At 59.8% G+C, this 13,131-nt stretch carries 9 protein-coding genes; 4 read left to right on the forward strand and 5 right to left on the reverse strand.

What is annotated here, in order from left to right; genetic code table 11:
* Positions 1-147 precede the first annotated feature (147 nt).
* Positions 148-2,283, reverse strand: coding sequence for a prolyl oligopeptidase family serine peptidase (locus tag FH08_RS0115620; RefSeq protein ID WP_031359212.1), 2,136 nt, complete (start codon positions 2,281-2,283; stop codon positions 148-150).
* 281 nt (positions 2,284-2,564) lie between these two features.
* Here FH08_RS0115620 and FH08_RS0115630 point away from each other — a divergent pair, with 281 nt between their 5' ends.
* The gene (locus FH08_RS0115630) at positions 2,565-3,380 is read left to right on the forward strand and encodes a hypothetical protein (protein WP_031359213.1); all 816 of its coding nucleotides are present in this window, start codon (positions 2,565-2,567) and stop codon (positions 3,378-3,380) included.
* Between the two features lie 93 nt (positions 3,381-3,473).
* Here the strand turns inward: FH08_RS0115630 and FH08_RS0115635 are convergent, their stop codons facing one another.
* From FH08_RS0115635 to FH08_RS0115650, 4 genes are all read right to left on the reverse strand, one after another.
* Complete coding sequence (locus FH08_RS0115635) at positions 3,474-4,592, reverse strand: ABC transporter ATP-binding protein (protein ID WP_031359214.1); 1,119 nt, start codon at positions 4,590-4,592, stop codon at positions 3,474-3,476.
* 116 nt (positions 4,593-4,708) lie between these two features.
* Positions 4,709-5,566 carry a carbohydrate ABC transporter permease gene (locus FH08_RS0115640; RefSeq protein WP_031359215.1) on the reverse strand — a complete coding sequence of 286 codons (858 nt, stop codon included), beginning with the start codon at positions 5,564-5,566 and terminating at the stop codon, positions 4,709-4,711.
* Entirely contained in the window at positions 5,556-6,479 is a 924-nt protein-coding gene (locus FH08_RS0115645; protein WP_326928958.1) for a sugar ABC transporter permease, read from the reverse strand. Before FH08_RS0115645 ends, FH08_RS0115640 begins: the two co-directional genes overlap by 11 nt.
* Before the next feature lie 187 nt (positions 6,480-6,666).
* Positions 6,667-7,920 carry an ABC transporter substrate-binding protein gene (locus tag FH08_RS0115650; protein ID WP_031359217.1) on the reverse strand — a complete coding sequence of 418 codons (1,254 nt, stop codon included), beginning with the start codon at positions 7,918-7,920 and terminating at the stop codon, positions 6,667-6,669.
* 540 nt (positions 7,921-8,460) lie between these two features.
* On the opposite strand from FH08_RS0115650, the gene zwf reads away from it, so the two are divergent.
* The 3 genes from zwf (at position 8,461) to FH08_RS0115670 (ending at position 12,744) form a co-directional block, all read left to right on the forward strand.
* Positions 8,461-9,921 (forward strand): glucose-6-phosphate dehydrogenase, encoded by a 1,461-nt coding sequence (zwf, locus tag FH08_RS0115655; RefSeq protein ID WP_031359218.1) that lies wholly within the window; start codon positions 8,461-8,463, stop codon positions 9,919-9,921.
* Positions 9,922-10,118: 197 nt separating this feature from the next.
* A complete protein-coding gene (pgl, locus tag FH08_RS0115665) occupies positions 10,119-10,841 on the forward strand; it encodes a 6-phosphogluconolactonase (protein WP_031359219.1) in 723 nt (240 codons plus the stop codon).
* On the forward strand, positions 10,819-12,744 hold the full coding sequence (locus FH08_RS0115670) for a bifunctional transcriptional regulator/glucokinase (protein ID WP_031359220.1): 1,926 nt from the start codon (positions 10,819-10,821) through the stop codon (positions 12,742-12,744). Before pgl ends, FH08_RS0115670 begins: the two co-directional genes overlap by 23 nt.
* Positions 12,745-13,131 lie beyond the last annotated feature (387 nt).

Here is a 13,131-nt window from a genome sequence, read left to right on the forward strand (position 1 = left end):
ACTTGTTCGGTAGCCCTGGGATATCGCGCTGCGCATTTTGAACAATCCGGCGCGGACAAGATATCCGCGCCGGGTTGGCGCAAGGGATTGCTCATAGGTTGAGAACGCGAGCGCGTTGCCGTCTCGCTCCGCGCCCTCGATTCGAAATCACCCGCCGCCCACCATCCGCTGCAAGAACGCGAACGCAGTCGCTTCCACCCGGGCGATGCTTTCCGCCTCCACGCCCGCGCCGTGACCGCCGTCGCGGTTCTCCAGATACCACACGCGGTCATGTCCCTGGGCTTGCATCCGTGCAGCCATTTTGCGGGCGTGGCCGGGATGCACGCGGTCATCGGTCGCCGACGATGTGAACAGCGCTGGCGGATAAACCGCATCGGCTTTCACGTTCTGATAAGGCGAGTAAGTCAGCAGGAAACGCAGGTCGTCTGCCTCCTCGGGGTCGCCGTATTCATCGATCCACGACGCGCCTTGCAGCAGCAAGTGAAACCGCGCCATGTCGAGCAAAGGCACTTCCGACAACACCGCGCCGAACAACTCTGGACGCTGGACCAGCATGACGCCGGTCAGCAAGCCGCCGTTGCTGCCGCCCCGAATGGCGAGTTGTTCCGATGTCGTCACGCCCGATGCCACCAGCGCCTCGGCAACCGCGATGAAGTCATCGAAGGCGACTTGCCGTTTCTCGCGCTGCGCCGCCTGATGCCACTCGGGCCCGAACTCGCCGCCGCCGCGAATGTTCGCGACTGCGTACAACCCACCGCTTTCGAGCCACGCGATACCCGTGGTCGCGTCGTAATGCGGATCAAGCGCGACTTCGAAACCGCCGTAGCCATAGAGCAGGCAGGGCGCTGACTCACGACCTTTCACGTTCGCTTCACGACCGATCAGCCAATAGGGGATAGCAACACCATCGGTTGATATCGCGTGCCGACGTTCAGCAACAAGACCACTTGCATCGAACTGAGCGGGAAGGCGTGCAAGCAGTTGCCATTCGCTCCCCGGCTGCGCGAAATCGGCGTAGTAAAGGGATGGCGGCGTGAGGAAATGTTCGACGTGAACGAGCACGGTGTCGTCGCGTTCGCTGTCGATGGAATCCACGTACGACTGGCTGGCGGCCGGCAGTGCGAAATCTCGGCGGGTCCATTCGCCTTCGAGATCGGCCGGTGGACTAAGCAACTCCACACGCGGCGAACCATCGTCCATTTGCGATACGACCAGCCAGTGCTTCGTGAAGTCGATATCGGCGAGGACGTTGCGGCCTGACGGCGTGAACAGCACGGTGAAATTGCGCGCGCCTTTCAGGAAGGCATCGCGGCGAATGACGAGCAGCGAACCGCTTGCGTAAGTTGTATCGGCCGATTCGTAGGACTCGCGCGGCGTGACAAACAGCCAGCCGTTCCAATGCTCCAGTTCCGCGTGCAGAGGGACATCGTATTGCTGCCACTCGCCCGTGGTTTCATCGAGCCAGTATTGCAGCGTCTCGAAGAACGAGGTCGCGCGCGAAGCCAGATGCAGCTTTTCGAGCTGATCGTAGTCCGCGCCCGCCGAGACGTCGCGACGCTTGCCTTCGAAGACCACGGGGGCATCCGCCAGCTTCGTGCCGCGCTTCCATTTGCGCGCCTGACGCGGAAAACCGGACGTGGTCAACGCGGGCTTCTTGCTGTGCGCGCTATCGTCCCAGCCGACATACACCGTGTCCCGATCGATCCACGAAATCCCGTGCTTGCCGACGTCGGGAAGCGTGAAACCGTCTTCTATAAAGCGCTGCGTTTCGATGTCGAACTCCCGCACCAGGCATGCGTCCGAGCCGCCCGGCGACAAGCTCACCAACGCGCGGTCCCAGGTCGGGTAGAGCATGTCGAAGTCGTGCAGCGCCCAGCGGATGCCGTCTTTGGCGGAGGTCGTGTTCAAGTCGATCTGGTCGACATCCAGGATGGTTTGCCACTCGGGCGTGCCCGCCAGCCACGATGACCATGGCGTACGCCTGACGATTCCGAGCGGATGCGTCTCGTCCTGCCACGTGTTGTAGCCCCAGTCGCTGTAACGCGAGCACGAAACAATCCTTTCCTGCGACGTGTAGGCGGTTTTCAGGCGCGCGGTCAGCGCATCGGTTTCCGGCGTTTTACCGAAAGCCGTCGTCGTACGGGCGTTTTGCGCATCGACCCAAGTGTCGACGCGGGTGTCATCGAGTGCTTCGAGTTCGATGAAGGGATCCTCGGAATCAGACTTTTTCGGCGCAGAAGTCCACGCAAGGTCGGGATGGTCAGCGAGGAAGGTTTGGGTCATGTCGGAAGAGTCTGCGGAGGGGCAAACGCAGCATGGCGGCGCCGCCGATATTGTCAGTGAACAGGGATTGTGCCTGTTCGACGCACGGGACGTGCGGTGATATCGGTGCCCCAAGGCTGCAACTTGAGCCTTGGCCGACGTCGAGCGCATAGTTTTTCGAGATGCCTTATTCGGCTAGGATGCCGTTCCCACTCGCTCCGTCACGTATTAAACGGATCGGGCTCCCGGCGCCTGAAGGCCCGGCATGCAGGACCACAGATTTCACCGCTTCCGGAGCAACCTTGACTACCGATGTAAAAATCCCCGCCAATGTATATGTAGCCACGCCCAGCTATGGCGGGGTCGTTACAACCAGCTATGTCCACGGACTCCTTGATTTGTACGACACGGCTGACCGGTACGAGTTTGGTCTCAAGATAAATTTCAATAGCTTCGACAGCCTGATCACCCGTGCACGCAACACGATGGTGGCGGAATATCTCGCAGACGAGCGTTTTACGCATCTGATGTGGATCGATGGCGATATCGGTTTCAAGGGTTCGGACGTCGTTCGCCTGCTTCTGGCGGATCGGCCAGTGGTGGCGGGCGTCTATCCGTTGAAAACCGACGGTTGGCCAGCGGAGGGCTTGCCTGAGGCCTTGCCGGCCGGCACGACGAAAGCTGATTTCCAGGAGTGTTTCGCTTGCTATCCGGCGAACGCGTTTTCCGGCGTGCTCGAGCCGGACGAGAACGGTTTCCTCGATGTCATCGACGCCCCCACGGGATTCATGCTGATCAAGCGCGAAGTCTTTCTGAAACTCGCGAGCAGTTTCCCTGAGCTTCACTACCGTGCGGGATTGATCGATCGGCCGGACCACGACAGCGGGAAAATAGCCGAGCTCCACTATGCGTTCTTCGACACCATGATCGACTCGCAAGGGACCTATCTCTCGGAGGATTACGCATTCTGCCGCCGGATCGCGGCAATCGGCATTACGCCGGCAATCGATACGAGGTCGAACCTGACCCATCAAGGGTCCGCCGTGTTCGAGGGCGTCGTGGGCCGGAGTCTCGCGCGCCAGCGGGCTGCGGTTCATGCGCGCGGGGCAGAGGCGTAAAACCGGGCGCGCAGCACGAAAGCGGCGAACTCAAAACTAAAAAGCCGCACACCCCTTCGGGTGCGCGGCTATTCAACACAGAACGCTTGACCTTCAAGCCAGCCGTTCTTCCGTCTTCGAATCGAACAGCACGGCCTTCGATACATCGAACAAAAGCGTCATGTTCGTCAGCGGTTGCGGGTTGCTCGCCGGATGCACGCGGCTCACCACGCGCTTGCCGTTCACCTGCGTGAACACCAGCGTATCCGGACCCGTAGGTTCGATCACATCGATCTTCACCTCAATAGGCTGCAAGCGCGCATCTTCCACGTTATGCGCGCTGCGTGCATCGGTAATCCGCTCCGGACGCAGACCAAGAATCACGTTCTGCCCGATCTTGCCACGCATTGCATTGGCATCGAAGGGCAGGGCCAACACGTTACGCGCTACGCCCGTATCAATCTCCAGCCCGACACCCGATCCAGCCTCGACCAGCTTGCCATCGATGAAATTCATCGGCGGCGCGCCAATGAACCCCGCCACGAACAAATTCGCCGGCGAATCATAAATATCCTGCGGTGCGCCGAACTGCTGCACCACGCCATCCTTCATCACCGCGATCCGGTCGCCCAGCGTCATGGCTTCGATCTGATCGTGCGTCACATACACAATCGTCGTTCCAAGGCGCTGATGCAGCAGCTTGATCTCCGAACGCATTTCGATCCGCAGCTTCGCGTCCAGGTTCGACAGCGGTTCGTCGAACAGGAACATCACCGGATCACGTGCCAGCGCACGGCCCATGGCCACGCGCTGACGTTGGCCGCCCGACAACTGGCCGGGCTTGCGATCGAGCAAATGCTGGATCTGCAGCGTGTCCGACACGCGCGTCACAATCGCCTTCTGCTCGTCCTTCGGCACCTTGCGAATGTTCAGCCCGAACGAGATGTTCTCGCGCACCGTCATGGACGGATACAGCGCGTACGACTGGAACACCATCGCAATGTCGCGATCTTTCGGCGAGAGGTTGTTCACCGTCTTGCCGTCGATCATGATGTCGCCCTTGGTGACCGTTTCCAGCCCGGCGATCATATTGAGCAACGTCGACTTGCCGCAGCCCGAACCGCCCACGAGGATCAGGAACTGACCGTCCTCGATGTCGATGTTCACGCCCTTCAGAACGGGGACGCCGTTCGCATAAGTCTTGTATACGTCACGGATTGAAAGGCTTGCCATGCTATGAATCCTTTAATGTCTCTGCGCTGAATATCGTCGCGCACATTAGTTGATCTTCTATCGCAAGCGCCATCCAGCATTTGAATGGCGCTCTACGGGAATCGGCCGTCACTGCGTCAGCCCTTCACCGCGCCTGCTGTCAGGCCGCGCACGAAGAACCGGCCGGCGACCATGTAGACGAGCAGGGTGGGCAGGGCGGCAATGATCGCAGCAGCCATGTCGACGTTGTATTCCTTCACGCCCGTCGATGTGTTGACCAGGTTGTTCAGGGCGACGGTGATCGGCATTGAATCGACGCCGGAGAACACGATACCGAACAGGAAGTCGTTCCAGATTTGCGTGAATTGCCAAATCAGGCACACCATGAAAATAGGCAGCGACACAGGCAGCAGGATCTTCGTGAAGATGGTGAAGAAACCCGCACCGTCAATACGCGCGGCCTTCACCAGCTCCGCCGGAATGCTCACGTAGAAGTTGCGGAAGAACATGGTGGTGAACGCAATCCCGTAGACCACGTGCACGAGTACAAGACCGGTCGTGGTGTTAGCCAGCCCCAGCATGCCTTGCAAACGCGCCATCGGCAAAAGGATGGCCTGGAACGGGATGAAACAACCGACCAGCAACATGGTGAACACTGCATCCGCGCCGCGAAAGCGCCAGTGCGTGAGCACGTAACCGTTGAACGCGCCGACTATCGACGAGATCAGCACGGCCGGGATCACCATGCGGACCGAGTTCATGAAGAACGGTTCCATGCCATCGCAACGCACGCCGGTACACGATTGCGACCACGCCTTGACCCACGGTGCGAACGTGAACGAGGTCGGCGGCGTGAGCAGGTTGCCGGTGCGCAACTGGTCGAGGTCCTTGAAGGACGTCGAGAGCATCACATAGATCGGGAACAGGAAGTACAGGGCAAACAGGATCAACGCCGCATAGATGACGGCGCGGCTGATCGTCATCTTAGATTCCATTGCGCGTGCTCCTCGATTCCAGATACATGAGCGGCACCAGCACGGCGACGACGGTGGCGAGCATCATCATCGACGAAGCGGCGCCCAGGCCCAGTTGCCCGCGATTGAACGAAAACGTGTACATGAACATGGCCGGCAGCGACGACGACGTGCCCGGACCGCCCGCGGTCAACGCAACCACGAGGTCGAAGGTCTTGATGGTGATGTGGCAGAGAATCAGCAGCACGGAGAAGAACACCGGCCGCATGCTCGGGATCACGATACTGCGATAGATCCTGGGCAACGATGCACCGTCCATCTGCGCAGCCTTGAAGATTTCCGCGTCCACGCCGCGCAAACCGGCGAGGAACAAGGCCATCACAAAGCCGGTGGATTGCCACACGGCCGCGATCACCACGCAGAAGATCGCCTTGTCTGGGTTGCCGAGCCAGTCGAACGAAAAGCTTGTCCAGCCCCAGTCGTGGAAAATCTTTTCCAGCCCGAGGCCCGGATTCAAGATCCATTGCCACGCGGTGCCGGTCACGATGAACGACAGCGCCATCGGATAGAGGAAAATCGCGCGCAATGCGCCTTCGTTGCGGATCTTCTGGTCGAGCAGGATAGCCAGGAACAGCCCGAGTCCGACGCAGACCCCAATGAACGGAATGCCGAACCACCCCAGGTTCGCAGCGGAGGTCCACCAGACGTCGTTCGAGAACAGCTCGGTGTAGCGCTGGAAGCCGGTGAATTCATAGCGTGGCATCAATCGCGAATTCGTCAGCGAAAGCCAGCCGGTGATCAGGATAAAGCCGTACACGAACACGAGCGCGATCAATACGCTGGGTGCGAGTACGAGCTTCGGAATGTATGTATCGGCAAGCGCCGCCAGAGGCGACGTGCGGCGAGGCGGGGTGCGCGAAGTCTTGCTCGCGATACCGCTAGGGGAGGCAGCCACTTCTCGACTCCTGAAAATTTGCCGGCAAGAGTCTCAGGCCGGAACAGGGATGCAGCAGTTATGCAGCAATTTTTAAAGCCAACTCATGCTTGGGATTTGCCCGAGCGCGCGGCCGGTTAAAAAAGCCGCGCGCCCGGTGCTACCGAATCAAACGCTTACTTCAAGCTCACTTCGTCTTGGCGGCATTCGCGAGAGCGGCAACTGCGCTCTTCGAATCCTGCGTCGAGTTCATGAACTTCGTCACGACGTCGGTAATCGCGCCTGCTGTTGCGTCACCTTGAGCCATGCCGTGAGCCAGCGACGGCACATAACCGCCTGCCTTGATGGCGGTCTGTTCATCCGCGTACGACTGCTTGCCGCATGCGTCGAACTTGGCCATCGAGACGCCCAAACGAACCGGGATCGAGCCCTTGTACAGGCTGAACTGTTCCTGGAACGCCGGCGACATGATCGTCTTGGCGAGCGCCAGTTGACCCGGCGTCGCTTCCTTCGAGCCCTTCTGCTGGAAGAACACGAACGAGTCGACGTTGAACGTGTACTGCTTGGCGGTGCCCGGCACCGGTGCGCAGACATAGTCCGTGCCGGCGGTCTTGTTCGCGCCTGCGAACTCGCCCTTGGCCCAGTCGCCCATGAACTGCATGCCGGCCTTGCCGTTGATGACCATGGCGGTTGCCAGATTCCAGTCGCGGCCGGTGCGGCCGTTATCGAAATACGTTTCGATCTTGCGCACCGTGTCGAACACGCCAACCATCTGGTCCGACGTCAACGTCTTCTGATCCAGATCGACAATCGCCTTCTTGTAGAAGTCCGCGCCTTGCGACAGCACGACGTCTTCCCACAAGGTCAGGTCTTGCCACGGCTGGCCGCCTGCTGCCACCGGAACGATGCCCTGGGCCTTCATCTTGTCAGCCAGTTCGAAGAATTCCGGCCACGTGGTCGGAACCTTGCCGCCTGCCTTGTCCAGTGCCGCCTTGTTGATCCACAGCCAGTTCACGCGGTGCACCGAGAACGGGGCGGCAACATAGTGACCGTCGGCGTGGATGACCTTGTCGATTTCAGGCGGTAGGTTCTTCTTCCAGTCACCGGCAACCGAATCGATCGGCACGAGCACGCCTTGCTCAGCCCATTCCTGGATCAGCGGCCCCTTGATCTGTGCAGCCGACGGGGCGTTGCCCGAGATGACCTGGGTCTTGAGTGCCGTCATGGCCGCAGCACCCGCGCCGCCTGCAACAGCGAAGTCCTTCCAGGTGTAGCCTTGCTTGGTCATGTCGTCTTTCAACACGCCAACGGCCTTCGACTCACCACCGGAAGTCCACCAGTGCAGTACCGACACGGATTCAGCTGCCTGAACCGCTTGCGCCGACACGCCGCACAACAGACCTGCGGCGCCGAGCGCGCCGATGAGCTTGCGAAATTTCATTGTTTATCTCCTCCGAACACCTGAACAAAAAACGATTGGCCCCTGATGCCGCCAGGAAGCGATGGCTGGAACATGAACAAACTGAAGTGGCCGGTTATCGGCGGTGTCGGCGGGAAAAAGCGAAGCGTTCTCCAGGGCAATGAACCTTGGGCACGCCAGCCTGGCCGGCAGACCGAACCACGGCCGCACGGCTCTCAAGAGATGAGTGTGTCGAATCGCAACTTGTGTCTCCTCTTTTGATTTTTGCCCGTTCACACTGGCGTCGACCAGCGCGGCGTGCGTCCGGGGTTTTGCATTAGCTCGGTGTTTTCCCTCGCCTCACCGTTGCCTTATGGCAAACCCGTGGCAAAAGCGTCATCGGCTCAGGTCAATTACCATGCAACTAGACGTGAAACTCCGGGAAAACACGCATGTTCTGATTGACTAAGTGTTTTTTTCCGGGATCACGTTACCCCTTGATTTGAATTGTAGTTAAACTACAATTCAGTGTCAAAAAAAACTTTATTGGACTACGGTCCTCTTGAACCCCAGCGGAGACACATGCAAAACGACTCGAATTTCACCTTTGTTCTGTTCGGTGGAACTGGCGATCTCTCGATGCGCAAGATCCTGCCGGCGCTGTTCGAAGCGCACCGGGGCGGGATGCTCGCTGAAGGCGGCAAGATCGTCGCGGTAGCGCGCGCCGCCGAAGATCGCGAGGCGTATTTGAATTGGGTCGATGAACACGTCAAGCCGCACGTGTCGAAGAATGGCGTCGACGAAAACGTGTGGAAGGGTTTCCTGGCGCGCTTCGTCTACGTTCGTCTCGACCTCGGCAAGCCGGAAGACTTCAAGCTGCTGCGCGATGCGGTGAACCAGCACGCCGGCACGCGGGTGTTTTACCTGGCGACCGGTCCGTCACTGTTCGTGCCGATCTGCCGTGCGCTCGCCGATGTCGGCCTGAACGAAAATGCGCGGATCGTGCTGGAAAAACCGCTGGGCTACGACCTCAAGTCGTCGCAGGCGATTAATGACGCGGTTGGCGAGATTTTCGCGGAAGAGCAGATCTACCGGATTGACCACTACCTCGGTAAGGAGCCGGTGCAGAACCTGCTCGCGCTGCGCTTTGGCAATGCACTGTTCGAACCGCTGTGGCGCCGTGAGTGGGTGGAGAGCATCCAGATCACGATTGCGGAAGAACTCGGTGTGGAAGCGCGCGGCGATTTCTACGACAACACCGGCGCATTGCGCGACATGGTGCAGAACCACTTGCTGCAATTGCTTTCCATCGTGACGATGGAACCGCCGCATTCCATGGATTCCGATTCCGTACGGGATGAAAAGCTACGCGTGCTGCGCGCGCTTAAACCCGTCGATCCGCGCGACATCAGCAAAGTTGCCGTGCGCGGCCAATATCATGCTGGCGTGATCAAGGGCACGTCGGTACCGGCGTACGCTACCGAAAAGGGCGTGCGGCCGGAAAGCCAAACCGAGACGTTTGTTGCGTTGAAGGTGGAAATCGAAAACTGGCGCTGGGCCGGCGTGCCGTTTTTCCTGCGCACCGGCAAGCGGCTGGCGGATCGGACGGCGGAGATTGTCGTGAATTTCCGGCCTGTGCCGCATTCCGCGCTGGGTGCGAACGCATTGCGCGCGGGCGCGAACCGGTTGGTGATTCGCTTGCAGCCGAACGAAACCATTCGTCTGTACTGCCTTGCGAAACAGCCTGGCGAGGGCATGAACCTGGCAAGCGTCCACCTCGATCTCGCATTCGACAAGTTCTTCAAGGAAGGGCAGATGGAGGCCTACCAGCGCCTGCTGCTCGACGTGATCAACGGACGTCTCGCGTTGTTCGTGCGGCGTGACGAGCAGGAAGCGGCGTGGCGTTATGTGGAGCCGATCCTGGACGAATGGGCAGCGTCGGGGAAACCGCCGAAGCCTTATGCATCGGGCACCTGGGGACCGGCGGCCGCGAGCGCGATGCTAGCGCAGCACGGCACGTGCTGGCTGGAAGAAGAGAATTAAGACTGAGAAGCAAGGTTGTAAATCAAGACTGGTATTGAGACCGTTGTAATGGGTCGGTGGAACGTGTTCCAGGACGTACGTGCTGTAGACATGTTGCAATTAAAGCCGAGACAAATCCCGTTGCGCGACGCTGAAAGTGGTTCAAGCGTTGTCGCAACGGGCGAAATGAAACCAAAACAAGGCAGCATGGAGGAGCAGTGATCGAGCTTCATACTTTTGATGAGCCAAGCGTCCAATCCGACGCGTTGGCAGAAGCGGTAGGCGACGCGCTTACCGCAACGCTCGCCGCTCGCGGAGCGGCGTCGGCCGATGCCGCTGTGGCAGGAAACGCCACCCAACACGCCACGCTCGCCGTATCTGGCGGCACGAGCCCGAAGCCGTTTTTGCAGACCCTTTCGACCCATGCGCTCGACTGGGCGCATATCGATGTCACTCTGGTCGATGACCGCTGGGTGCCGGAGACGGACAGCGCAAGCAATGCGCGCCTTGCGCGTGAAACCCTCCTGCAGAACGCAGCGAGCGGCGCGCATTTCCTGCCGCTGGTGGACACGGCGCGACCACTGGACGCGCACATCGCTGACCTGAACGGCGATGCGCAGCGCCGGGTGCCTGACGTTGCCGTGCTTGGCATGGGTGAGGACGGCCATACGGCGTCCATTTTCGCCGATGCGCCCGAGTGGGACTTCGCCATATCGACCGCTGACCGGTTCGTGTCGGTTCATCCGGGCAGTGCACCGCACGCGCGGGTGTCGTTGTCCATGTCCGCGCTCAAGGACGTCAAGCAGCTCTTCCTGTTCATTAGTGGCCAGAATAAGCTCGATGTACTCAACGCTGCGCTTGCCGCACCGCAAAAAAACGCCATCTCCACGTTGGCACATGCTCAGGGAGTCAGGCTCGATGTCTACTGGTGTGCAAAGTAAGGCCGTAACGGTAGCGGCCGGAAGTCAGCACGCCGACGGACCCAGGCTTTTGGCCGATGTTGGCGGCACCAACGCGCGCTTCGCGCTCGAGACGGCGCCGGGCGTGATTGGCGACATACGTGTGTATCCGGGCCGGGACTATCCTGGTATTGCTGAGGCGATGCAGCAGTATCTGAAGGACATCAAGGTGAGCCGCGTGAACCACGCGGCCGTGGCGATTGCGAATCCGGTGGATGGCGATCATGTCTCCATGACGAATCACGACTGGAGCTTCTCGATCGAGGCCACGCGCCGCGCGTTGGGCTTCGACACGCTTTTGGTCGTGAACGATTTCACTGCGCTTGCAATGGCGTTGCCCGGCCTGACCGATGCGCAGCGCGTGCAGGTAGGCGGCGGTTCGCGCCGGCAAAACAGTGTGATTGGCTTGCTTGGACCGGGTACGGGTCTGGGCGTGTCCGGCCTGATTCCCGCCGATGACCGCTGGATTGCGCTTGGCAGCGAAGGCGGCCATGCGAGCTTCGCGCCATCGAACGAACGTGAAGATTTGGTGATGCGTTTTGCGCGCACAAAATTCCCGCATGTGTCGTTCGAACGCGTGTCGGCAGGGCCGGGTTTGTTGCTGATTTACCAGGCGCTTGCCGAACGCGATGGCGTGAGTGTGGCGGACGATCTCGAGTCGGCCAGCATTACGCAGCGTGCTCACGATGGCGAGGCGCTTGCGCTTGAAGCCGTGAATTGTTTCTGCGGCATTCTCGGCACGTTTGCCGGGAATATTGCGGTGACGCTGGGCGCGCTGGGCGGGATTTTTATTGGCGGCGGGGTGGTGTTGAAGTTGGGCGAGTTGTTCACGAAGTCGCCGTTTCGCGAGCGGTTCGAAGCGAAAGGGCGGTTTCAGCAGTATTTGTCGAGCGTGCCCACGTTCATCATCACGGCGGAATATCCGGCGTTTCTTGGGGTATCGGCCATTCTGTCGGAGCAGTTATCGAATCGCGCGAACGGTGGTTCGTCCGCGGTATTCGAGCGGATCCGCCAGATGCGCGACGCGTTGACGCCTGCCGAGCGCCGCGTGGCGGATCTTGCTTTGAACCATCCGCGTTCGATCATCAATGATCCGATCATCGATATTGCGCGCAAGGCTGACGTTAGCCAGCCTACGGTGATTCGCTTTTGCCGGTCGCTGGGTTGCCAGGGGTTATCGGATTTCAAGCTGAAGCTGGCGACGGGGTTGACCGGTACGATTCCGGTGAGCCACAGCCAGGTTCATCTGGGCGACACTGCTACGGATTTTGGTGCGAAGGTGCTGGACAACACGGTGTCCGCGATTCTGCAATTGCGTGAGCATTTGAACTTCGACCATGTGGAACGTGCGATCGATATTCTCAATGGCGCGCGGCGAATCGAGTTCTACGGCTTGGGCAATTCGAACATCGTGGCGCAGGATGCGCACTACAAGTTCTTCCGTTTCGGCATCCCGACCATTGCTTATGGCGACCTGTACATGCAGGCGGCGTCGGCGGCGTTGTTGGGCAAGGGCGATGTGATTGTGGCGGTATCGAAGTCTGGGCGTGCGCCTGAGTTGTTGCGTGTGCTGGAGATTGCGATGCAGCAGGGTGCGACGGTGGTTGCCATTACGTCGAGCAATACGCCGTTGGCCAAGCGGGCGACGGTGGCGTTGGAGACGGATCACATTGAGATTCGTGAGTCGCAGATGTCGATGATTTCGCGCATTTTGCATCTTGTGATGATCGACATTCTTGCGGTTGGCGTGGCGATCCGTCGTGCGGTGCCGGCGAGTGCAGACGTGAGCGATGCGATGGCGAAGGTGCGGGAAGCGGGCGATGACGACACGGGCGCGGTGCTGGACTGGCTGAGCCACGGCGCGGCGGGCATAGCACGGGATTGAACGTGCTTGTGACGTGATGCGCTGGATTGAGCGCTGCAAAAAACCGCTGATGCGAGACTCGCATCAGCGGTTTTTTTGCGTTGTGAAGGAGCGTATCGCGATGAGGGAAGCTGAGGCGTGCAGGGCGGCCGTGCAGGTCCGTAGGCAAGCGTGCTTGCCCGAGAGCGTACGGGGCGAAGCGTGTGCGTGTAAGAATTCGCGAGAAGGAGAGTTTCAAACATCGGTGGCTCTGGCGAGCACCGTGCTTTTGGGGTGCCAAAAACGCAGAAACTGCACGCTAGGTCAACTTACGAGCCCAAGTTTTGAAAGCGTTTTCTTTGCTTCGTTTCTTTGTCGCTTTGGACAAAGAAATGACGGGCGGATTCAACTGGTCGATGCAACACCTCT

It is taken from the genome of Caballeronia sordidicola (assembly GCF_000729995.1).
Taxonomy (GTDB): Bacteria; Pseudomonadota; Gammaproteobacteria; order Burkholderiales; family Burkholderiaceae; genus Caballeronia; species Caballeronia sordidicola_A.

What these genes read in the sequence shown, in the direction of transcription:
- FH08_RS0115620 (WP_031359212.1), bottom strand. Translation starts at nt 2,283, where the DNA reads ATGACCCAAACCTTCCTCGCTGACCATCCCGACCTTGCGTGGACTTCT.
- FH08_RS0115670 (WP_031359220.1), top strand. Translation starts at nt 10,819, where the DNA reads ATGTCTACTGGTGTGCAAAGTAAGGCCGTAACGGTAGCGGCCGGAAGT.
- FH08_RS0115640 (WP_031359215.1), bottom strand. Translation starts at nt 5,566, where the DNA reads ATGGAATCTAAGATGACGATCAGCCGCGCCGTCATCTATGCGGCGTTG.
- FH08_RS0115635 (WP_031359214.1), bottom strand. Translation starts at nt 4,592, where the DNA reads ATGGCAAGCCTTTCAATCCGTGACGTATACAAGACTTATGCGAACGGC.
- FH08_RS0115650 (WP_031359217.1), bottom strand. Translation starts at nt 7,920, where the DNA reads ATGAAATTTCGCAAGCTCATCGGCGCGCTCGGCGCCGCAGGTCTGTTG.
- zwf (WP_031359218.1), top strand. Translation starts at nt 8,461, where the DNA reads ATGCAAAACGACTCGAATTTCACCTTTGTTCTGTTCGGTGGAACTGGC.